Origin of the sequence: Arthrobacter sp. PAMC 25486, from assembly GCF_000785535.1 — a bacterium.
Classification (GTDB): Bacteria; Actinomycetota; Actinomycetes; order Actinomycetales; family Micrococcaceae; genus Specibacter.
This window is the reverse complement of sequence record NZ_CP007595.1, coordinates 380,130-401,278: the sequence shown is the minus strand read 5'-3', so window position 1 is coordinate 401,278 and position 21,149 is coordinate 380,130. Positions and strand designations below refer to the sequence as shown.

Sequence of the window (21,149 nt, the reverse complement as noted above, 5' to 3'; positions counted from 1 at the left end):
GCTGCGGGAGGTCCCGCCGCCGCGCCTGGACTATCCTGAAGACGGCTGGCACCATGGAGACCGATGTGTCGGCGTCACAACCACAGCAGCGGGCCTGCCCTGACGGTGCCCAGGATGGAATAATTTTGGCACTGCGAGTCCTCGTCCCCACGGCCCGGTTCGCAGAGGAGATCAGCGGCCCGGGCATTGCACCCATCGTGTGGCACCTCAACGACGACCCCGCAGAGGCCCCCGCCGCGGACGTCCTGGTCACCGAACGGCCGCGTGAATTTGCCCGCCGCGCCCGGGTGGCCAACATTCCGGGCCTGCGCCACGTGCACCTGCTGTCGATCGGCTGCGAATGGGTCCTGGAGCATCTGCCGGCCGACGTGACGCTCAGCAATTCCCGCGGCGCGGTGGAGGATTCCACCGCCGAGCTTGGCATGGCCCTCATCCTTGCAGCGCTCAGGGAGCTGCCGGACGCGGTACGGCAACAGAGTCGGCACGAGTGGGCGCCACTCTGGACGACCTCCCTGCACGGTTCGGTGGTGCTTGTACTGGGACACGGCGGGGTGGGCAAGGAACTCCTCGCACGGTTGGAGCCCTTCCGTCCTGCCGCCCTGATTCCCGTTGCCAGCCGGGCGCGGGCGCTGAAAAACGGCGGCCAGGTCCACGGACCGGAGGAACTGCCGGGTCTTCTTCCGACGGCGGATGTGGTGGTGGTGACGCTCCCCCATGACAACTCCACCAGACACCTGGTGGATGCCGCCTTCCTGGCACACATGAAGGACGGGGCACTGCTGGTCAACATTGGGCGTGGGCCTGTGGTTGACACCGCCGCACTCCTGGCAGAGCTGGGAACTGGGCGGCTGCGGGCTGCCCTGGATGTCACGGACCCGGAACCGCTGCCCTCCGACCACCCTTTGTGGGATGCCCCCGGCGCCCTCATCACTCCCCACATGGCGGGCAACACGGCCGAATTCCTCCGCCTGGCGACGGAACTGACGGTCACCCAGCTGGGCCGGATGTCCCGGGGAGAGGCGCCGCTTCATCTAGTTCAGTGAGGCGGGTCGATGTCGTCGGCCACCCACCGGCCGCCGTCCCAGAGCACGTTGGCGGCCAGCGGCAGCTGGTGTGAGGCGCTCTCCACAATGTGCATAAGATATCCAGCCGTGTTGGGGAAGGCAACCAGGTCTCCGGCAGCCACGCCCCCGGGAAATTCGAAACGGCGGCGCAGCAGCAATTCTTCCTCGATGCAGTAGGCACCCACCAGGAATGCACTGTCGAAGGTTCTCTCCCGTTGCGGGTGCGTGGCGTGGACGAGGACCGGATCAACCAGGAAGTCTGCCGAGGTGGAGCGGCATTGTGTGCGGTTCATGTGCAACCCCACCAGCGGGACACCGTCGCTGCGGTGCTTGCTGAAGGCAACCTCGGCCAGCGTGAGTCCACAACCGTCCAGCAGCGACCGCCCCGGCTCGCAGCGCAGCTGAATCTGCGCCGCACGCAACGCGGAGGCGATGGAGGATTGCCCTGATTCGGGCTTGGTGGTGAGTATGTGATCCAGCCACTCCGCTCGAACAAGTTCCTGATGGTAGGGGTACACGCCAGCTGCCGGCGGGCCGCCGACGGCGCCGAGCCGATCTGACTTCCACGTGAGCGACTCATCCCCTGCCGGCAGGTGTTCCAACGCCGACCAGAATTGCCCCCATTCGCTCGCGCTGTCCAGATACGACATGGGGATTCCGCCACCCATGTCCACAAAACTGGGATCTTGGCCCAGCGTGCGCAACTGTTCAATGAGGCTCAGTGCCTCCGAGATCCCGAGGGCGCGGGATCCGGCGTCGTAGCCGTTGAGGTGGAAGTGAATACCCGCCACCTTGACACGGTGTTTCAGCCCCTCATCCCGCAGGACTGCCAACCATTGGGTGCTTGGGAGCCCGAAGCGTGTGGGCGGAATTGACGGGTGGGCCACGGCCAGCCGCAGGGCCGCCACGAGGGGCGGTTGCCGCTCACCAGATATCTCAAGGGCGTCACGCAGCTCATTCTCATTGTCGAAGCTGATGGTCACGTGGGACTCAATGGCCAGCCGCAGCAGCGCCCGGGATTTAACGGCAGCCGTGACGATGATCCGTTCCGGGGGCACACCCCGCTCAAGGCTTTGGCGCAGTTCATTGAGGCTGGCCACGTCGACGCCGCAGTCCTCGCGGACGGCCTGGTCGATCGCCCCCAATGTCTTGTTCGCCTTGCGGGCAAAATAGATTTCAAAGTCAATCCCGTGCGCGTCTGCCGCGGCGCGCAGCTGCGCAACGTTGCGCCCCATGGCGCTGAAGTCATGCAGGTTCACAGGGGAACCGTGGACATCAATGAGCTCCCGGCACAGGGCAGGGTTGGTCAGCAGTTCCTCCATCCACGGCTCAAGCCGGGCGGTCAACGGGGCGGTGCCATGCATCGTCTGGCGCATCTTTACTCCATGTGTCGGGGTGGTCGGTGGCAAGGGTGGCGATTCGCTGAGCCCACAGGAGGTGTTCCCCGTGCAATGCACGGTTGAGGGTGTCATGGCCCAGGGTGGGGCCCTCGGTGGGGCGTCCCACGACCGCCAGTGACTCGGTCCGGGAGCCGTTGCTGGCCAGGGCGGTGCCGTCCGGGTCTGCCAGCAGGCCCCGGTCGCCCCGCCGGATCGAGACGTGCCCGGCGTGCAGCAGCCCGGCAAAAAGGTCACTGCTGGGGCGGCCTTCCGGTGCTGGTGCACGAAGCACGCCGGGACCCGGGGTCACTGCGTCGATCAGGACGGCATCAGGAGGCGGGCTCTCCCCTGCTGCTGCAACGGTGAGCAGGCCGTCGTCAAAGAGTGCCAACAACTTGCGGGCCGTGAGTTCCGGAGGACCGAAGGCGAACCGTTCGAGGTTGCCTGCCACGCGGGCAAAGCGCCGATTCTCTCGGGTGCTCCGCGGCAGCCGGTCCATCGCGGTGACCAGCTCTGTATAAAGGCCCGACCACACCCTCGCCCATAGCCACCCCGTGGTGACAGGAGCCTTGTGGTGGTTCACCGCAAGGCTGTTCCGCAGATTATCTGCGGCGCCGCATGGCCTCGCCGGTGCGGCGGGCCCGCACTCGGCGTCCGCCGAGAGTCCGGTCACTGCGGTGCGCCACAGTGACAGGGCACCCACGGTTGCGCCCATGAGCCGGGCACAGTCCTGGGCACAGCAGAGCAGGACCACCCACAATCCCGCCAGCCGGGCGCCGTCGGGCAGGTCCTTGCGGACCTGGCGCCCCCACTGGCGCAGCTGTGGTTTGTACCGCTCCAGGCAGGCGGCAATCTCAGGCGGGACGGCTTCGCTCTTGGGGTCCAGGAGCAGGCCGCTGCGGGAGGAGAGAGTGATGCGCCGCGGCTCACGGCCGCTGGGCAGGTAGCGCACCCCTGTGCCTTCCGCGCCGTCGTTGGTGCAGTGCTGCCAGGAGCCTCCGCGGCCTTCCGTAAGGAGCAGCACCACATCGTAGGCCGTCAGCGCGGCGCCGCGAATCCACACGTTGGACCGCGTAGGGACGCCCTCCGTTGTGAGTGCAGAGTAGTCGCCGATCAGCGGGTGCGTATTCAGTGACCCGGGCAGCGGTTGCCAGGGCGCCGCATCGCCCAGCCCGTGTCCGGTTGCCACCAGCACCTCATCATAGTGCTGCTGTCCGAAGGGGCCGCTCACCAGCCACTGTGACCCGTGGCGTTCGACGCCGGTGACAACGAAAGGTGCATGGGCCACAGCAAAGTTCCCGCGCTGGCACAGCAGTTGGAACTGCTCCCGCAGGTAGCGGCCCACCACGGCGCGCGGCGGGTACTTTTCCCCCGACATTTCCGGGGCCGCGCGGGCCGCCCATCCGGCGAAGCTCTCCGCGCTGAGGGTCGAGGACGCGTCCACGATGCCTGCGTTCACATTCAAGCGCAGGACGTGGGGTTGGTCCGCCCGCCACACACTGCCGGACCCGGGCGGGAGGGGGTCGTAGACGTCAACCCGGATGGGGATGGCTGGGCCGGAGCCGAGGAGGTCGTGGAGTGCGAGCAGGGCGAAAAGGCTCTTGGGTCCCCCGCCAATCACGGCTACCCGGATCACGGGTGCGGGACTTCAACCGGATCAGCGGTGAAGCCCGGTTCCGGATCCGCACCCAGGGTGGCGCGAACCCAGTCATCGTCATAGACGGTCGGCAGGTACGGCACGCCGGTGTCATGGACCATGAAGGCGATACGGGCCCCGGAATCAAGGTCTGGCAGCAGCTTTCCCATGGCCGCGACGATGGCCCCCGTGGAGGCGCCGGCCAGAATGCCCTCACGGCGCGCCAGCAACCTGCACCCGTGCACCATCTCGATTTCCTCGATCTGGAACACCAAGTCGGGCTGTGCCGCGGCGGCAAGTTCCGGCAGCACGCCCGCGCCGAGTCCGGGAAGCCTGCGCGTACCGGACGCTCCGCCAAAGAGAACGGAACCGACGGAATCCACGGCCACTATTTTGGTGTCCAGGCCGTGCGCCCGAATGTACTGCTGGCAGCCAAGAAGGGTGCCGGTGGTGCTGGTGGCAATGAACAGATAATCCAGGTCCCCGCCGGAACCGGCCATGATTTCAGGCATGGTGGATGCAAAGTGCGCCCGCGGGTTGGCCGGGGACCCGTACTGGTTGGTGGTCACGGATCCGGGGTGCTCCGCCAACAGATCCTGGACGCGGCGGCGGCGTGCGGCGAGCTTGTTGCCGTCGGCGGGCGTGGCCACAAGCTCCACCGTCGCGCCGTACACCCGCATGAGGTTCAGGGCCAGCGGATTGGCGTTCTCATCGACAACTGCCGTGAAACGTAGGCCGCGCACCACACACTGCCGGGCCAGGGCAATGCCCAAATTACCGGAGGTCGATTCAACGATCATGCCTCCGGTGTGAAGCCTGCCTGAATCAAGCAAATCCTCAATCAGCCCCCTGGCGGTGCGTTCCTTGGTGCTGCCGGAGAGCTGGAGCAGATCCAGCTTGGCGTAGATGTGGGCCGCGTGTGGTGCAAAGAGGCGGCTGAGCTTCACCGTCGGCGTCACAAACGGAGTGAGCGTTCCCGAACTGTGCAACATCGTTTCTCCATTCCTGCCCTGGTGGCGCGCCACACCCGAAAGCAGCCAACGCCTGGACATTGGACAGCCTTGGAGCGTTTGAACGGCCCACTGGCAAACCGGCATTTTTCTGACGTCTGGCCAGTCTAGGGGCACCCGGTCCACAGCGGCACGGCACCGAGGGTGAATTTGCCGATTTTTTTTCGTGCAGACTGCGTGGCCCTGCCGAATGCGGGTCTGAAGTACGACGACGGCTGGTGCCGGGCGCGCGAAAGGCACCTCCCGCCGTCGTACTTCATACCCGGCGGACGCGGACATAACCGCCCGCACCCCTATGACGTGCCCCACATGTCCATGGGCGCCGCCCGCCACAAGGACTATGGTTGATGGCGGTGCCCGCCGACGCGTGCCTCATGGCCGGTGGCCCGAGGAACGGCAAGGATGGCACCCACGCATCGCTCCGCTTCACCGGTTCACCGGTCCACAGGAAGAAGTTCATGACTCTCGCCCGCCCCTTGGCCAACAGACTATTTCCGGCCGCAACGGCCCTGGCCGCCGCCCTGGTTCTCGCCGGCTGCACCCCCGGCACAACGACGTCGGACTCCTCCGACACTGCCGGCACTCCTGTGACCGGGGGAACCTTGGTCTATGCCTCCGGCGACGCCGAACCCAGTTGCCTGGATCCGCACGTTGGCGGCAACTATCCGCAGGCGCTCGTTGCCTCGCAATTCCTGGAAACCCTGTACACCAAAGACGCGGACGGCACACTGATTCCTTGGCTGGCTGAGGGCTCCACCGTCTCCGACGACGGGCTGACCCGCACCGTGAAGATCCGCCAAGGGATCAGCTTCACGGACGGCACTGCCCTGGATGCCGAGGCGGTCAAGGCCAACTTTGAGCACCTGCTGGATCCGGCAACCGCTTCCTCCACGGGTTACCTGGCATTGGGCAAGATCGCCTCCATGAAGGCCGTGGATGCCGCCACGCTGGAACTGGCGCTGAAGACCCCGGACAACTCGCTGCTCGAGTCCTTCTCCATGCCCTGGGTGGCCATCGAATCCCCCGCGGCGCTCAAGCGGACGCAGGCGGAAAACTGTGCCGCTCCCGTGGGCACCGGCCCCTTCAAGGTCGAGTCCTGGAAGAAACAGGATTCGGTCAACCTGGTCCGCAACGCCGCTTACGCAAGCCCCGACCCGGCGGCCGCACACGCCGGCACCGCCTACCTGGATGCCATCACCTGGCGCTTCATCCCCGAGGCCGCAACGCGCATTGCGGCGCTGCAGGCCGGTGAGGTGCAGGTTATCGACAACGCCCAGCCGGACGCCATTGCGGCTGCCGCCAAGAACTCCGCCATCAAGCACCTGGACGCGCCACGCCCCGGCGCCTCAAACCGGGTTGAGCTGAACTCCTCCAAGGCGCCGTTCAACGACGCCAAGGTCCGCGAAGCCTTCATCCATGCCGTGAACATCGATGCCAGCATCGACTCCCTGTTCTTCGGCACGGCACCGCGCTCTTACTCGCCGCTGTCCAGTGTGGAGCCGCTGGCGTACTCCGACGAATCCCTCTTTGACTACGATCCGGCCAAGGCCGGCGAGCTGCTGGACGCGGCAGGCTGGAAGGAACGCGACGCGGAGGGTTACCGCGTCAAGGACGGCACCCGGCTCTCCCTCTCCTTCCCGGTGAGCACCAGCCAGTCGATCCCTGCCGAGCAGTCGATCTTCGAGCAGATGCAGGCCACTGCCAAGGAATCAGGCATCGAGATCAAGATCAATCTGTTGGACATCTCCAGCTGGTACGGGGAGCTGGCCAAGAACGATTACAACCTCGTGTCCGCCCCGTACACGAAGGTGGGCCCCAGTGTCCTGTCCATCCTCTTCCACTCCGATTCGACGATTCCCGCCCCGTCCGGTTATTTCGCCAACCTGTCCCAGGTCAAGAATCCGGCCCTTGACGCACTGCTCGACAAGGCCGGCTCGACCTCTGATGAGGCCGAGCGCAAGGACCTCTACACGCAGGCGCAGAAGCTGGTGCTCGAGGGCCACTACCTGCTGCCGCTCTACGACCAGCAGAACCACTTCCTGTACTCGGAGAAGCTGCAAAATGTGGGTGCCACCAGCGCCGTCGCAACCCCGCTGTTCACCGACACCTGGCTGGCCAACTAGGACCGGCACACGCATCCCGCGCGCATGAGCACATCCACAGCCGCCGTCCGGTCGCCCCGCAAGATCGGGGCGCCCGTGCGCTGGCTGCTGGGAAAAATCGGCGGCGGCATCTTTGTGCTGTGGGCGGTTGCCACGGCCATCTTCTTTGGCATCCGGATGATTCCCGGGGACCCGGCGCAGGCCATCATGGGCGGCCCGGGCTCCCAGGCGTCGGCCGAGGCCCTGGCCGCGGCCCGCACCGAGTACGGCCTGGACCAGCCACTGTACCTGCAGTACTTTGGGCAGCTGCGCAGGCTGGCCACCGGCGACCTGGGCACCTCGTACTCACTGAAAACCCCCGTGGCCGACGTGCTCGGCGAGCTGCTTCCGCCAACACTGATCCTGGCCGGGCTTGCACTACTGGTGGCCTGGGCCATGGCGCTGGGCCTGGGCATCCTGTCCACCCGCAGCGGCGTCCTCGGTTCCGCGGTGGCTTCCGGGTTGGAAATCGTCTCGGCCGCCGTGCCGCACTTTTGGCTGGCCAGCGTGCTGATCATGGTCTTTTCCACCATGCTGGGCTGGCTCCCACCGGTGAGCACGAATACCCCGGCCGGCCTGGTGCTGCCGGTCATCACCCTGGCCCTCCCGCTGGCCGGGTTCTTGGGCCAGGTCATGCGCGACACCATGGAGACGGCCCAGCGTTCCGCTTTTGCCCTCTCGGCCCGCGCCCGCGGCGAATCGGAGGTCGGCGTCCTGCTGCGCCATTCGCTGCGGCACGCCGCGCTGCCGGGCATTGCACTGTCGGGGTGGGCGCTTGGCTCGCTGCTCTCCGGAGCGGTGGTGGTGGAATCCATCTTTGCCCGCCCCGGCCTGGGCCGTACGTTGCTCTCCGCCGTGACGGCCCGCGACATCCCCTTGGTCACCGGCGTCGCCCTCGTTTCAGCCGCCGCTTATGTGGTGATCATGGCGTTCTCCGACCTTGCCGAACGCCTCGTCGACCCGCGGATCGGCACCCCGTGACCGCCCCCATGGCTTCCCTGCCGGCGGGAGATCCCGTGTTGGCCCCCAAGAAATCCCGTGCACGACGGCGGGACGTCGCCTTGGTCGGGCGGCTCGCCGCGCGCGTGCCGCTGATTGCTGCCGCGGCCGTGCTGCTCTTTTTTGTTCTGGCAGCCATCGCACCGAACCTGCTGGCGCCGATTGACCCGCTGGCCATCAACCCCGCCGCTGCGTTCTCCGCCCCGGGTGCCGGTCACCTGCTGGGCACCGATGAATCGGGGCGCGACATTTATTCGCGCATCATCCACGGCGCCCGGCCCTCGCTGCTCATCGGAGCTGCGGCCACGGCGATTGGCCTGGGCCTGGCGCTGCTGCTGGGCACCATTGCCGGTTTTGGCGGGCGGTGGCTGGACTTTGGTGTGGGCCGCATCCTGGAGGTGCTTTTTGCCCTGCCCGGACTGTTGCTCGCCCTGGTGTTCATCGCCCTGGCCGGGCCCGGGGTGGCAACGACTGTCATTGCGGTGGGCCTGACCACGGCACCTGGCTATGCCCGGGTGATCCGGGCGCAGATCATCGCCCTGCGCACCTCCCCCATGGTCGAGGCCGCCACGGTGCTGGGGCGCAGCCGCCTGCACATTCTCCGGATCCACATCCTGCCCAACGCGCTGGGACCCATTGCGGTGCTGGCTACCCTGGGTCTGGGGCAGGCCATTCTCTGGGCGGCGTCGCTGAGCTTTCTGGGGCTCGGTTCGCCTCCACCGGCCCCGGAATGGGGCACCATGCTCTCAACCGGCCGGACTTACCTGGCCCTGGCCTGGTGGATGACCTTCTTCCCGGGCCTGGCGATCGTGCTGGTGGCCGCCGCCGCCACAGTGCTCTCGCGTTCTTTTAAGTCCGGGGGCAGCCGATGAACCCCATCGAGCCCATCCTGCGGGTGGAGGCGCTGAATGTCTCCTTTGGCGGGAGCCGCGTGGTCCGCGACGTTTCCTTTACCGTGCACCCCGGGGAATGTCTGGCCCTGGTGGGTGAATCAGGGTCGGGCAAGTCGGTGACCGCCAGGGCCCTAATCGGCCTGGCCGGGGCCGGCTCCCTGGTGCACGCCGACGCCTTGGACGTTGCCGGCCACGACGGCCAAAGGCTGTCACAGCGCGGCTGGCGCGCCGTCCGCGGCAAGAGAGTGGGGTTCATCCTGCAGGATGCCTTGACGTCTTTGGATCCGCTGCGCACCGTCGGCAAGGAAATCGATGATGCGCTGCGTCTGCACTCGGCAGGCTCCGGGGCGGAACGCGCTGCCCGCGTCATCGAATTGTTGGCGGCCGTGGGGCTGGATGACCCGGCACAGCGCGCTTCCCAGCGCTCGGGTGAACTTTCCGGCGGCATGCGACAGCGAGCCCTCATCGCCTCGGCCATCGCCCTGGCGCCGGCATTAATCATTGCCGACGAGCCCGCCACGGCACTGGACGCGACGATCGCAGCGCAGGTCATGGACCTGCTCGGCGGTTTGCGGCGAACGGGTTCGGGAATGCTCCTGATCAGCCACGACCTTGCCGCCGTGGCGAGTGTCGCCGACACGATTGCCGTCATGCAGGATGGGCGCATCGTGGAACGCGGCCCGCGCGAGCAGGTCCTTGCCGACCCTCAACACCCCTACACACGTGCCCTGCTCGCGGCCGTTCCCGCCGGCAAGCCCCGCTTCGCCCGGCTCTCCCCCACGCCGGACACCCCAGCACCTGCTGCGTCGTCACCTGCACCTGCACCTGGCATTGCAGGACGGCAGAACGTCTCAGCGCGAGAAACGGCAGCAGCGGTTGGTGAGGCGGTGGCAGCGGGTGGTGGGCCGGACGCCGTCGTGCGTCCTTTGCTGAGTGCCCACGGACTCGCCAAAAGTTTCGCTGTGGCCAAGTCAGCCGATTTCCAGGCCGTGCGCAATGTCAGCTTCGAGCTGCTGCCCGGGCGCACCCTGGGTGTGGTGGGTGAATCAGGTTCGGGAAAAACCACCACGGCCCGCATGGCGCTGGGCCTACTGGCGCCCGACGCGGGAACCGTTGAGCTGTTCGGTGAACCGTGGAGCCGGGTTCCTGAAGCTCAACGCCGCAGCCGCCGGTCGGCACTGGGGGCCATTTACCAGGACCCGCTGTCGTCCTTCGATCCGCGGCTGTCCGCCGGTTCCCTGCTGGCCGATGCGCTGAGCCGCGGCGCCACGCGCAAGCCACGCGCTTATGTTGAGCAGATCAAGGACTTACTGGCGATGGTTGGCCTGGAATCCGGCGTGGCAGAACGCAGTCCCGCCACACTCTCAGGCGGCCAGCGCCAACGCTTGGCCATTGCCCGGGCTCTGGCCCCGAACCCGCGGGTGCTGATCTGCGACGAGCCCGTTTCCGCGCTGGACGTCTCCATCCAGGCGCAGATCCTTGACCTGTTGGATGAGCTGCAGCAACGGCTCGGGCTGGGCTACCTGTTCATCTCGCACGACCTCTCAGTGATCCGGCACATGAGTGACGAGGTGTTGGTCATGCGTGCCGGGGCAGTTGTTGAATCAGGCCCAACCGAGCAGGTGTTCACCCATCCGCAGCACGACTACACCCGTTCCCTGCTGGCGGCGGCGCCTGCGCCTCTGCGCGGACGCTGACTGAGGCGTTGGCCGAACTTTCCTTCCGATGCCGAAGGGTGCATGGGCTACGGGGCCGCCCGGCATCCCGACGCTAAGAGACCGTCGCGTTCTCAATGGTCTGGATGGAACGGCTGGCCAGCCGCGGAATGATCTGGGCGGCTCCAATGCGCTCGATGTGCTCGTACCCGCGATGGGCGGCAAAACCGGCGGTATCTCTGTATCGTTCAAGGATCACGATCTGCGCAGGGTCCTCGACGCCCTGAAAGAAATCGTAGGAGAGATTTGCTTCTTCTGCGCGGGTTGCGGCGGCCATCTCGCCCAGCAGCGCCAGGACCGTGTCGGTTTCCCCGGGCTTCACCATGTAGCGGACAACAACCTGAAAAAATGTCTCTGTCATGAACGCATACCTTGTTTTTGAATTGTGTGGAGTGACGCATTCTAGAACAACCCTAACCGGCGGCAACCGAATGCATCACTCAGGCCGCAGGATGGATAGGCACCCCTGCCGTCCCAGGCATGGCAGGCGCCACTGTTGGCCCCAGCGTCATTCAAGGCCCTGGCCTCCGCCATGCTCTTGCCTCGAGCCCAGGATGATCCGCACGTTCTCGTCCGTGGTCTGCTCGAAGTCCTGATATGCCTGACCCACCGATCGAAAAGGAGCAGGAAGCCGCAAGCAGACCAGCTCGTCCACCAGCGCCTCGATTTCCCTGCAGGTATCTCGACTCCCTACGGGCACAGCAACATTGATGCGGGCGGGAAGTTGAGACTGCACGGCGGCGACTGCTGCCCGCATGGTCGCGCCCGTTGCCAGTCCGTCATCAACGAGAATGACCACACGGCCGGCAATGGGGACCGCTGGGCGAGCTGCCCGATAGCTTTGCTCGCGCCTGTGCAATTCGGCGAGCTCCTCGTTCGCAGCACGCGCGAACATGGCTTCGGCTTGTCGCCGGGATCCCAACATGTCCAGCACATTCTCGTTGCAAACCATCTCGATGTGTCCGGAGACGACCGCCAACGCTCCCATCGCAACCTCCGGATGGGAAGGAACTCCAATTTTGCGGACGACGACGATATCCAGTCGCGAGTGAAGCGCCCGGGCGACTTCAGCGGCCACGGGAACTCCACCGCGTGGCAACCCCAGCACCACGACCCCCTGCCGGCCTCGGTAATGTTGCAGCTCCCGGGCCAGCAGCTGACCAGCCTGTTGACGATTCAGATATCGCTTCATGTCACCACCTCACGGTTCCCCCGGCGGACGGTCCCAACGGCTCAACGTTGGCCTGCACAACCAGCCGATCTGTCTCATCGGGACATTCCCCAACTGATCACTTCAATGGGCCCGTCCCCGCCTGAGGCAGATGGCGACCATCTGACCCTCCCTGAACCGGCCAAGACGTCCGCCAGCATCGGCCGTCAGCCAAATTTTACGCCCGTGGCAACACCTAAACCCGAAACGCCCTGTCACCAGAGGTCTTCGTTGAAATGTGCCCGAGGTGGTCCTTGAAGCAGATTTGCGCCCTTGCAAACACTGGGCACCCGAGAAAACCTGCCGATCCTCGGTCGAATACGTCGCGACGCCAGCCCTCGCCCCTGCAATGCATTTGATTCGATTCGATTCGAGACACAGTCCTGCGCCGTCCATCGGCGGAGCGCCCGCTTTCATTTCTCTCCGGTTAAACCCTCCCACCACCGCCGCAAGAGGGATAAGCCCATCGTGATTTCGTATCAAGTCAACTTCCCGGTGGTATTGCCATGAGGGAACAAGGTCCGCCCTGTCAGCATGTTAATGGAATTCATTCGGGGGCAGACAGGTTAACCAATTCTGTGCTGACCTGCCAGAGCCGGGAAGCGGCGGCCTGGTCGTAGCTCCGGTCAGATGATTTTCTGGCCCTGGAGTTGGCAAAATAGCATCCCGTCACCTGCTCCAGTTCGGGGGCTGAAGCGACATGGATTGACGTTGCCGCGCCTCTGCGGGGTGTTTTCATGAGCGGCCGCATCAACGGGACAAACAGGCGTTGGATGGTTCCGGGGTCCTCCGCGCCGAACCTGGTATTGACCACGCCGGGGTGCAGGGCATTGGCGGTAACCCTGCTGCCCTGCAGCTTTCTGGATAATTCGTAGGTGAAGAGAACGTTGGCAAGTTTCGATTGGTTGTACGCCCGAGCGCCGGAATAATCGTACTCTCCCTGGAGGTCGTCAAAGTCGATCCTCCCGATGGCCTGAACGTTTGAGGATACCGCGACGACGCGTGCGGGCGCGCTGGCCCTCAGCCTGTCCAGCAGCAGGTTGGTGAGCAGGAACGGCGCCAGGTAATTCAGGGCGAACGTGTATTCCAACCCGTCCGGGCTCAGGTGCCGAGTCTCCCAGCAGCCGCCCACGTTGTTGATTAGCACGTCGAGCCGGGGAAGGTCTTGGAGTATTTCCCCGGCCAGGCGCCGCACCTCTGACTGGGAGGACATGTCCGCGATGAATGCTTCCACTTGCCCTCCGCCGGCGGCACGGATCTCCCGGACCGCGTCTTGGAGGCGGCCTGGGTCCCGCCCCGTGATGGCAACATGGGCACCCCTTTTGGCCAGGCCGACGGCGGTCGCCCTGCCGATTCCTCCGGTCCCGCCAGTGATAAGCACCGTTTTTCCGGCCATCAACATGCTGCGTGGCTCGTTCATGTCCGTGTTCCTCAGGAGTTCGCAGTGCTGTCTGAAACCGTGGTTAAGCGAGTTTTGCTTCTGTGGCACCGGCCGGCGGGTCGAACGGCCCCTGGTCCAGGCGGAACGGCGGATACTTGTCCGTCATGAGCGCCATGTAGGCCATGGTGCGAAGCGCCCAACGGTTGATGCCCATAAGCAGATTGAACACGCCGACGCGGTACACGCCCGTGAAAAGCAGAATAACTGCGGCAACCAGGACCAGTATGCCAACCAGCGAGAAGCCGGAGGCCGAGGAGGAAGCCCATGCGCCGCCTGTCAGCAGCGAGACGATCAGCAGTTGCGGCAGGGCAAAGAGCCAGGATTTCAGCAGGACCTTCCAGTGGGACAGGTGCTCGGGATATTCGACGTCGAAGCCTGCCGGGTAAGCGGTGTGGGCCAGGGTGAACGGCGGGTACTTGTCAGTTCCCAGCACACCGTAGGCGTAAAACGACACCCGCCAGTTCCAGCGCAGCACGCCGACCGTGAATTGGAACCAGGGTGCCGGATATCTGCCCGTGAACAGGATAGCCACGCCGGCGGCCACGGTCACGACCAGGAAGGCAACCCAGAGGACGACCAGAACGGCGTAGTGGGGAATGGCAAGGAGCCATTTGACAAGCCACTTCCACCGGGACAGCCCCGGGTCAAGCTGCCCGGTCAGCTGTGCCGGCATGTCCGAGCCGTCATGGCCGGCTTGCTGCGGCGCCCCGGCGGCAATGCCACGGCCAAGGCCGGCGGCTCCCAGCAGGATCAAAACGATCCCGACGCCGATCCCAGCCAGTGCCGCAGGGATCGACTGAGAGGACCCCAGCTCCCCCAGGGACGCGGCGCCGAGGAGGACGCCGACGATGAGCACGAACAGGTGCACCCCTGACATTCGTCCCGCGGGCGGACCGGCGTTGGAGGGCGTTTCAAACGGTATCGAAGTTGACATGGCTTTCTACTTTCACGAGGTGGTGCTTGATGGTGTCCTGGCACGGTGGCCTGTTGCCTGATGGGTGTCCTGGCACGGTGCCCTGTTGTTTGGTGCGTGCGGCGGGAAACCGGCTAGTGGGATGCCGGCATGGTGATGGCGATCTTTCCCCGCACCTTCCCGGCTTCGAGGTATCGCATGGCCTGCGCTGCCTGTGCCAACGGAAAAGTCCTGTCCAGGCACGGCTTGACCTTGCCGGCGTCGATGAATTCTGTGATCTGTGCAAGGTCCGCGGAGTGCTGCTTTGCCGCGAACATGGTCAGTCGTTGGGAGATGAAGGGTGAGAGTGCCACTGCGTGCAGCTGCCGGCCCATGCCGGTGAGGTTGCCGCCATGTTCGCCGCCTCCGACGACGGCGGTGCCGGATGCCGTCAGTGCTCGGCGGAGACGGGAAAGGGCCGGGCTGCCGGCGAAGTCAAGAATGAGGTCGTAGCGGCGGCTGCCGTCGGCGAAGTCGTCCAGGGTGTAGTCGATGGCACGGTCAGCCCCAAGGGAAAGCACCAGTTCCATTTTTGCTGTGCTGCACTCGGCGGTGACGTCGGCGCCAAACGCCTTGGCCAGCTGGATGGCGTAGCTTCCCACACCGCCAGAGGCTCCGGTGATCAACACTTTCTGTCCGGACTGGATCCGCCCCACATCACGCAGGCCCTGCAAGGCCGTGACAGCCGAAACGGGGACCACAGCCGCCTGTTCAAAGGTCAGTCCTGCTGGTTTCAGGGCGAGTTTGTCTTCCTTGGCCGTGGCGTAGTTGGCGAAGGAGCCCCTGCCGAATCCGAAGACCTCCTCCCCCACTTGAAACCGGGTCACGGACCCGCCCACGGCGACCACCGTCCCGGCCAGATCCAACCCGGACACCGGATTGTGCGGCCTGCGAAGCCCCAGGAACAGTCTCATCACATACGGGCGGCCGGTCATCAGGTGCCAGGTTCCCCTGTCGAGTCCGGCCGCACGGACCCTCACCAGCACTTCGTCGTCCTTGACAAGTGGCAGGCTGACCTGCGCCAGCCGCAGCACGCCTGCGTCACCGTAGCGGTCCCGGACGATGGCGGACATCACTTCAGGGCCTGTGGCGTCCGGCTGGCCACCGCCTGCCTGTTTGTTGCGTTTGTGTGTGCTTGCCATGACGTCTTCCCTTGCTTGCTGTGTTCTCGAAAACCCTGCCTTACTTAGTAAGAAAGCGTATCTTACGTCGTACGAAAATGCGATAGTCTGGGGCCATGACAGCGGAAGAAATTAGTGAAGAGGTTCAGGACCGTGTTCCACTGAGCCGCGAACGGGTGCTCCAATGTGCTGTCACGATCGCGGACGAGGCCGGAATCGCGGGGCTGACAATGCGTTCCCTGGCCCAAGCCCTGGGCGTCAAGCCCATGTCGCTTTACTACTACGTCGCCAACAAGGGCGAGATCCTTGATGCCATCATTGACATGGTCTTCAACGAGATCGATCCACCCTCAAGTGGGGGCGATTGGCAACGCGAAATGCGGCGCCGGGCCAACGCCATCCGCAAAGCGCTGCGCCGCCACCCCTGGGCCATCGGCCTGCTGGAGTCCCGCACCTCCCCCGGGCCTGCCACCCTCCGCCACCATGACGCGACCCTTGGCGTGTTGAGGAATGCAGGATTTTCCGTTGCCCTGACCGCGCATGCCTACGCCCTGCTTGACAGCTTCATTTACGGATTCGCCCTTCAGGAAGCAGCCCTGCCCTTCAGCGGTGCGGACACGGCGTCGGCTGTGGCCGAACCGATCGTGGAGTTGTTTTCCGCCGGCGACTATCCCCACCTCGTTGAGATCGCTGCCGAGCACGTGCTCAAGCCCGGCTACAACTTCGGCGACGAATTCGACATTGGCTTGAACGTCATCTTGTCGGCCCTGGCGCTATGGCTTCCACCGGCACCCAGGGCCAACATCGACGGGATGGACCCGCGGTAAGTTTCAGTGCGAGCCGCAATGGTTGTGCAGGCAGGAGAGGTGTTCCGATGGCGCGTGTGGTGATTGCAAGCAAACTGTGCGTACCAAAGTTGCGGCTCGGGCTGGTGCCGCGGCCACGGCTCGTTGAACTTCTGCACCGCGGCACCACGTCAAAATTGATTCTGTTGTCCGCACCTGCCGGGTTCGGCAAGACAACACTGCTGGCCGAATGGCTCGACAGGACATTCGATAAGAGCCATGCCGTTGCATGGCTCTCCCTCGACCCGGGAGACAATGAACCTGCAGCATTCTGGCCCGCCATGGTGGCGGCGCTCCAAACCTCGGTCCCCACCGTCGGCCAGGCTGCACTGGAGCTGTCCGCAAGCCGTCCTTTCCAGACGGAGCTTGTCCTGACCACCCTGTTAAATGAGCTCATGGAAATACCACACGACGTCGTGCTGGTGCTGGACGACTACCATCTGGTCGACAGCAGGGAGGTCGGCGACGGGATGGCGTTGCTGCTGGGGCATCTCCCGTCAAAACTGCACCTGGTGATCAGCACCCGCGCCGACCCCGCGCTGCCGCTGGCACGTTGGAGGGTGCGCGGCGAGCTGGTGGAGATCCGTGCAGCGCAGCTGCGATTTACGCCAGTTGAAACCGCCGCCTACTTCAACGGCACAACAGGGCTGGACCTCACTGAAAACGAGGTCGCTGCCGTGGAACAGCGGACGGAAGGGTGGGCAGCCGCCCTCCAGCTTGCCGCCCTTTCCCTGCAGGGACGGGACGACGCCGCAGAATTCATCGCCCGGTTTACCGGCAACGACAGATACGTCCTTGACTACCTGGTGCAGGAAGTCCTCCAGCAGCAAGCTGGGCCCGTCCGCGAATTCCTTTTGCTCACATCAATTCTTGACCGGCTCACCGGGCCGCTCTGTGACGCAGTGACCGGCCGCGACGACGGGAGCCACAGCCTCATCGCCCTGGAGCACGCCAACCTCTTCACCGTGCCGCTGGACGACGGGCGCGAATGGTACCGATACCACCGCCTCTTCGCCGACATGCTGCGGGCACGACTGCTCAGCGAGCAGCCAGGGCAGATTCCGCAGCTTCATCAGCATGCCAGCCGCTGGTATGAGGACCGCGGCATGCTGCCGGAGGCTGTCGGGCATGCCATGGCCGCCGGAGACTTTGAGCGTACGGCGCACCTCATGGAGCTTGCCGCACCCTGGATCCGGCGCGAACGGCTGGACTCGATGATGCTCGGCTGGCTTAAGGAGCTCCCCGACAGCGCCATCCGCAATAGCCCCGTGCTGAGCACCTTTTACGGATTCATGCTCATGACGGACGGTGATCTTAACAGCGTCGAACCACGCCTCAAGGATGCTGAACGAGCGATGGCCGCAATACCCGAAGGGGAGGCTTCTCCCTGGGCTGACATTGAAGAGTTCCATACATTGCCTGCCACCATCGCCATCTACCGCGCCGCACTCGCACAAGCCCGGGGCGATGTGGCCGGCACCCTAAGTCATGCCCGGCACGCCCGGCAGCTGTCCGGCCCCGCCGACCATCTCGCGCGCGGTGCGGCGGCCGGGTTTCTGGGCATGGCCGCGTGGGCGGAAGGGGACATTCCGGGTGCACTGCAGGAGTTCACGCAGGCGGTGGCAAGCCTGCACTCGGCAGGCAACACGGTCGACGAGCTCAGCAGCACCGTGGTCCTCGCCGACATGTGGCTCGCGGCCGGCCGGCCGGGCAAGGCGCGCCAGCTCATGCAGGCCGCGTTGCAACGTTCACAGGCTCACGGGACGGCGGTTGCGCGGGCAAGCGCAGAGCTGCACGTTGCCCTGGGCGAGATTGACTGCGAAACCGGAGACTTCAACAATGCCAGAAGCCACCTTGACGCCGCCGCACTCCTGCTGAAGGGCGTTCCGGCGAACGAGAGCCGCTTCCGCTGGTTTGCGGCAAAGGGGCTCCTCGCCCATTGTGAGGGGGAACTTGAGCAGGCCATCGAGTGCTTCGAGCAGTCTGAACCGCTCTACCAAAGGGGGTTCTTCCCGGAAGTGCGCCCCATCGCGGCAATGAAGGCCCGGGTTTTGATCGCACAGGGCAAGCTGTTGGAGGCGGGAGACTGGGCCCGGGAACAAGGTGACCCGATCATGGATGGTGCCCGCTACCTGGACGAGTTCAACCAACTCACCCTGGTCCGGCTGCTCCTTGCGCAGGACAGCGAAACGCAGCAACGCCCGCATCCCGGCACTGGCACTGGCACTGGCACTTGGACGGCTGGCACTGCCACTGCGACTGGCGCCCATGCTGCTTCACTGCTGGAGCGGCTGGCCGAAGCTGCCAAGGGCTCCGGACGCGCCGGCAGCCTGATGGAAATCCGCATGCTGCAAGCCCTCGTGCACGCAGCCCAAGGACGCAAGGCTCAGGCCCTCGAAACACTTGGCATGGCATTCACCGGAGCACCCGAACCCGGGGAATACAGGCAGCTCTTCCGCAACGAAGGCACCCCGATGACGGAGCTGCTGCACCACGCCACACAGCACGGCGTCGCCGTCGACCATGCCCGGCGCTTGCTCCGTCCCCGTCCCCCTGCCCAACTACAAGGGGACGGTTCAAGCCCACGTTTGGGACCGGCGTCGTCCGGTGAAATGTTGAGTGAACGGGAGATGCAGGTGCTCAGGCTGCTGGCCAGTGACTTGAGCGGGCCTCAAATCGCGCGCGAGCTCTTCATCTCCTACAACACCCTGCGCACCCACACCAAGCACATCTTTACCAAGCTCGGCGTCACCGACCGGCGCAGCGCCGTCCGAATGTCACGCGACCTCGGCATGTCGTGACCCTCCCCGCTGCCCAACCTCACCCTGACAACCACATCATTGGGTGAGGCGTGATCACCCACACCGCGCCTACCTTTGAGTTATCCCGCGGCACCCGCCACGAACACTCAAGACGTAGGAGTCATCATGTCCATCACCACAACAACCCTCACCCGCACAGCCGGGTTGTCCGCCGTCGCAGCGGGCCTGCTGTTCATCGGCATCCAGATCAACCACCCACACCTGGACGCCACCTTCGCCACCACCGCCGAGTACACGATCCGCCAATCCCTGAAGATTGCCATGGCCGTCCTCTCGCTCATCGGCATCACCGGCATGTACCTCCCCCACGTGAAAAAGATGGGCGTTCTCGGACTCCTCGGATACCTCGTGTTCGGCACCGGCTACCTGATCATGATGAGCGTGGAAGTCATCGGCGCAGTGGTCATTCCAACCCTGGCCACCAGGGCCCCGGCCTACGTCAATGACGTCTTTGCCGTCGCAACCGGGGGTCATGCGTCTGGCGACATCGGCCACTTTCAGCTTCTCAACGCGGCATCCGGGCTGACGTACATCGCCGGCGGCGTCCTCTTCGGCATCGCACTGTTCCGCGCCGGGGTCCTCGCCCGATGGGCTTCAGCCGTCCTGGCCCTTGGCACCGCCGCAACCATCGCCATCCCCCTGCTGCCCATGGTCAACGAGCGGCTGTTTGCCTTGCCCACCGGCGTCGCCCTGATCGGCCTTGGATCCTCGCTCTGGCGCAAGCAACACACAGCGTCCGCTACCGCACGCCGTGAGGCTGGCATGACGCTGGGATCAGGCGTAAAGTGATCCAGCTCGGCCCGATCCGCACCGACAGGATGGGACGGTGGGTGCCGTTCGCGCTCAGCGCAGTCATCCTGATCCCAACAGTGGCCGGCACGCTGCGATTGGTGGAGCTGTCCAGCGGCCCCCAACTCAAACCCGAAGATTCGCGCCTGACGGCGTCACCAGTCCCCGTCGTCGTTCATATCAGCAGAGCGATTCCCTACGCCGTCATTGGTGCATACCAGTTTTCCCCCTGGCTGCGGCGGCGCCACCCGAAATGGCACAGAATGGCCGGGCGCGCCCTGCTGCCACTGGGCTTGGCAGTAGCATTCACGGCCCTCTGGATGACACTGTTCTACGCCGGCCAGTCCGGAACCGGAGCCCCGCACTACGCATTCAGGCTCATGCTTGGTTCGGGCATGGTCGCCAGCATCCTGCTCGGATTCACAGCGCTCCGCCATGGGGATGTGGCACACCACCTGGCATGGATGACACGCGCCTGCGCACTCGCCCTTGGCGCCGGTACCCAGGTGTTCACACAAGGCTTTGGGAACACGGTCTTCGGCACCAGCGGACTCACCACCACGCTCATGATGGGCGCGGGTTGGGCCATACACCTGGCCACCGCTGAGTTCATCATCCGCCGCAGCCGCAAACATCTTCCGGCGGAGTCGAGGCCGTCATGATTCCGCCACATATCCGTAGCAGGCCTGCCGGCTACCGGGTTCGCGTCAATGGTCACCTTGACGCCCATTGGTCCGCCTGGTTTGGCGACCTCATGCTGGTCCATGAAAGCGACGGAACGACAACCCTGAGCGGCGTGGCCCCGGACCAAGCAGCACTGCACGGACTTCTCTCGAAGATCCGCGACCTCGGCATCACCCTGCTCTCAGTGGAGGCGGCTTGCCCATCAGCGAACAATGCCGGGACAGGGACGGATCAAACCGGTCCGGGAAAAACACTGTAGGCACCTCCCCGGATGTTCACCCAGTGCTGGCAACTGCAGTGAGGCGCCGAACCAGACAAAGAACAAGGGCCCCAAGAGTCCCCCGATGATGGTGAACAGCTGCCGGGCCAGCCGGCGGGGCTCCCCCAAAGCGGCAACGGCCAGTCCAAAGGAAAATCCGGCGGGCATGATCGACGCATGGCTCCACAC

General features: G+C 65.0%; 19 protein-coding genes. 11 read left to right on the top strand and 8 right to left on the bottom strand.

Translation table 11 applies throughout. The features are described 5' to 3' along the window. Positions 1 to 53: 53 nt before the first annotated feature. Positions 54 to 1,043: a 2-hydroxyacid dehydrogenase gene (locus tag art_RS01845; protein ID WP_162182020.1), complete on the top strand. Its 990-nt coding sequence runs from the start codon at positions 54 to 56 to the stop codon at positions 1,041 to 1,043. Here art_RS01845 and art_RS01840 read toward each other — a convergent pair. Genes art_RS01840 through art_RS01830 form a run of 3 tightly spaced genes read right to left on the bottom strand, consistent with a single transcriptional unit; the run spans position 1,037 to position 5,071 of the window. Continuing rightward, positions 1,037 to 2,440, bottom strand: coding sequence for an alanine racemase (locus art_RS01840; RefSeq protein ID WP_038462154.1), 1,404 nt, complete (start codon positions 2,438 to 2,440; stop codon positions 1,037 to 1,039). The genes art_RS01845 and art_RS01840 overlap by 7 nt on opposite strands. Next, entirely contained in the window at positions 2,394 to 4,079 is a 1,686-nt protein-coding gene (locus art_RS22790; protein WP_038462153.1) for an FAD/NAD(P)-binding protein, read from the bottom strand. The genes art_RS01840 and art_RS22790 overlap by 47 nt, the downstream gene beginning before the upstream one ends. After that, positions 4,076 to 5,071, bottom strand: coding sequence for a pyridoxal-phosphate dependent enzyme (locus art_RS01830; protein WP_052135897.1), 996 nt, complete (start codon positions 5,069 to 5,071; stop codon positions 4,076 to 4,078). Before art_RS01830 ends, art_RS22790 begins: the two co-directional genes overlap by 4 nt. A 168-nt stretch (positions 5,072 to 5,239) precedes the next feature. On the opposite strand from art_RS01830, the gene art_RS22010 reads away from it, so the two are divergent. The 5 genes from art_RS22010 (at position 5,240) to art_RS01810 (ending at position 10,819) form a co-directional block, all read left to right on the top strand. Next, positions 5,240 to 5,437 (top strand): hypothetical protein, encoded by a 198-nt coding sequence (locus art_RS22010; protein ID WP_157875094.1) that lies wholly within the window; start codon positions 5,240 to 5,242, stop codon positions 5,435 to 5,437. 110 nt (positions 5,438 to 5,547) lie between these two features. Then, the gene (locus tag art_RS01825) at positions 5,548 to 7,212 is read left to right on the top strand and encodes an ABC transporter substrate-binding protein (RefSeq protein WP_038468276.1); all 1,665 of its coding nucleotides are present in this window, start codon (positions 5,548 to 5,550) and stop codon (positions 7,210 to 7,212) included. Between the two features lie 24 nt (positions 7,213 to 7,236). Next, on the top strand, positions 7,237 to 8,211 hold the full coding sequence (locus art_RS01820; RefSeq protein ID WP_038462152.1) for an ABC transporter permease: 975 nt from the start codon (positions 7,237 to 7,239) through the stop codon (positions 8,209 to 8,211). Continuing rightward, positions 8,208 to 9,101: an ABC transporter permease gene (locus art_RS01815; protein WP_038462151.1), complete on the top strand. Its 894-nt coding sequence runs from the start codon at positions 8,208 to 8,210 to the stop codon at positions 9,099 to 9,101. The genes art_RS01820 and art_RS01815 overlap by 4 nt, the downstream gene beginning before the upstream one ends. Further along, positions 9,098 to 10,819 carry an ABC transporter ATP-binding protein gene (locus art_RS01810; RefSeq protein ID WP_038462150.1) on the top strand — a complete coding sequence of 574 codons (1,722 nt, stop codon included), beginning with the start codon at positions 9,098 to 9,100 and terminating at the stop codon, positions 10,817 to 10,819. The genes art_RS01815 and art_RS01810 overlap by 4 nt, the downstream gene beginning before the upstream one ends. Before the next feature lie 73 nt (positions 10,820 to 10,892). On the opposite strand, the gene art_RS01805 is transcribed toward art_RS01810, so the two are convergent. From art_RS01805 to art_RS01785, 5 genes are all read right to left on the bottom strand, one after another. Further along, entirely contained in the window at positions 10,893 to 11,198 is a 306-nt protein-coding gene (locus art_RS01805; protein ID WP_038462149.1) for a putative quinol monooxygenase, read from the bottom strand. Positions 11,199 to 11,345: 147 nt separating this feature from the next. After that, positions 11,346 to 12,029 (bottom strand): phosphoribosyltransferase, encoded by a 684-nt coding sequence (locus art_RS01800; RefSeq protein ID WP_052135896.1) that lies wholly within the window; start codon positions 12,027 to 12,029, stop codon positions 11,346 to 11,348. Between the two features lie 565 nt (positions 12,030 to 12,594). Continuing rightward, positions 12,595 to 13,467, bottom strand: a complete 873-nt coding sequence (locus art_RS01795) for an SDR family oxidoreductase (protein ID WP_253901441.1) — start codon at positions 13,465 to 13,467, stop codon at positions 12,595 to 12,597. A 43-nt stretch (positions 13,468 to 13,510) separates the two neighbouring features. Next, on the bottom strand, positions 13,511 to 14,422 hold the full coding sequence (locus tag art_RS01790) for a DUF4389 domain-containing protein (protein WP_082000051.1): 912 nt from the start codon (positions 14,420 to 14,422) through the stop codon (positions 13,511 to 13,513). 113 nt (positions 14,423 to 14,535) lie between these two features. Next, entirely contained in the window at positions 14,536 to 15,582 is a 1,047-nt protein-coding gene (locus art_RS01785) for an NAD(P)-dependent alcohol dehydrogenase (RefSeq protein ID WP_253901440.1), read from the bottom strand. Positions 15,583 to 15,677: 95 nt separating this feature from the next. Here art_RS01785 and art_RS01780 point away from each other — a divergent pair, with 95 nt between their 5' ends. From art_RS01780 to art_RS21430, 5 genes are all read left to right on the top strand, one after another. Continuing rightward, positions 15,678 to 16,388 carry a TetR/AcrR family transcriptional regulator gene (locus art_RS01780; protein WP_052135894.1) on the top strand — a complete coding sequence of 237 codons (711 nt, stop codon included), beginning with the start codon at positions 15,678 to 15,680 and terminating at the stop codon, positions 16,386 to 16,388. Between the two features lie 59 nt (positions 16,389 to 16,447). Further along, the gene (locus tag art_RS01775) at positions 16,448 to 19,207 is read left to right on the top strand and encodes a LuxR C-terminal-related transcriptional regulator (RefSeq protein ID WP_162182019.1); all 2,760 of its coding nucleotides are present in this window, start codon (positions 16,448 to 16,450) and stop codon (positions 19,205 to 19,207) included. A 126-nt stretch (positions 19,208 to 19,333) separates the two neighbouring features. Then, complete coding sequence (locus art_RS01770; protein ID WP_052135893.1) at positions 19,334 to 20,017, top strand: hypothetical protein; 684 nt, start codon at positions 19,334 to 19,336, stop codon at positions 20,015 to 20,017. After that, positions 20,014 to 20,679: a DUF2306 domain-containing protein gene (locus tag art_RS01765; protein ID WP_216699573.1), complete on the top strand. Its 666-nt coding sequence runs from the start codon at positions 20,014 to 20,016 to the stop codon at positions 20,677 to 20,679. Before art_RS01770 ends, art_RS01765 begins: the two co-directional genes overlap by 4 nt. Next, entirely contained in the window at positions 20,676 to 20,960 is a 285-nt protein-coding gene (locus tag art_RS21430; protein ID WP_082000049.1) for a hypothetical protein, read from the top strand. The genes art_RS01765 and art_RS21430 overlap by 4 nt, the downstream gene beginning before the upstream one ends. The last annotated feature ends 189 nt before the right edge of the window (positions 20,961 to 21,149 follow it).

Bases quoted from the DNA above. Each gene is read 5' to 3' on its own strand.
- art_RS01845 (WP_162182020.1), top strand. From the start codon at position 54: ATGGAGACCGATGTGTCGGCGTCACAACCACAGCAGCGGGCCTGCCCT.
- art_RS01840 (WP_038462154.1), bottom strand. From the start codon at position 2,440: ATGCGCCAGACGATGCATGGCACCGCCCCGTTGACCGCCCGGCTTGAG.
- art_RS01830 (WP_052135897.1), bottom strand. From the start codon at position 5,071: ATGTTGCACAGTTCGGGAACGCTCACTCCGTTTGTGACGCCGACGGTG.
- art_RS01825 (WP_038468276.1), top strand. From the start codon at position 5,548: ATGACTCTCGCCCGCCCCTTGGCCAACAGACTATTTCCGGCCGCAACG.
- art_RS01820 (WP_038462152.1), top strand. From the start codon at position 7,237: ATGAGCACATCCACAGCCGCCGTCCGGTCGCCCCGCAAGATCGGGGCG.
- art_RS01810 (WP_038462150.1), top strand. From the start codon at position 9,098: ATGAACCCCATCGAGCCCATCCTGCGGGTGGAGGCGCTGAATGTCTCC.
- art_RS01805 (WP_038462149.1), bottom strand. From the start codon at position 11,198: ATGACAGAGACATTTTTTCAGGTTGTTGTCCGCTACATGGTGAAGCCC.
- art_RS01800 (WP_052135896.1), bottom strand. From the start codon at position 12,029: ATGAAGCGATATCTGAATCGTCAACAGGCTGGTCAGCTGCTGGCCCGG.
- art_RS01795 (WP_253901441.1), bottom strand. From the start codon at position 13,467: ATGAACGAGCCACGCAGCATGTTGATGGCCGGAAAAACGGTGCTTATC.
- art_RS01790 (WP_082000051.1), bottom strand. From the start codon at position 14,422: ATGTCAACTTCGATACCGTTTGAAACGCCCTCCAACGCCGGTCCGCCC.
- art_RS01785 (WP_253901440.1), bottom strand. From the start codon at position 15,582: ATGGCAAGCACACACAAACGCAACAAACAGGCAGGCGGTGGCCAGCCG.
- art_RS01780 (WP_052135894.1), top strand. From the start codon at position 15,678: ATGACAGCGGAAGAAATTAGTGAAGAGGTTCAGGACCGTGTTCCACTG.
- art_RS01770 (WP_052135893.1), top strand. From the start codon at position 19,334: ATGTCCATCACCACAACAACCCTCACCCGCACAGCCGGGTTGTCCGCC.
- art_RS21430 (WP_082000049.1), top strand. From the start codon at position 20,676: ATGATTCCGCCACATATCCGTAGCAGGCCTGCCGGCTACCGGGTTCGC.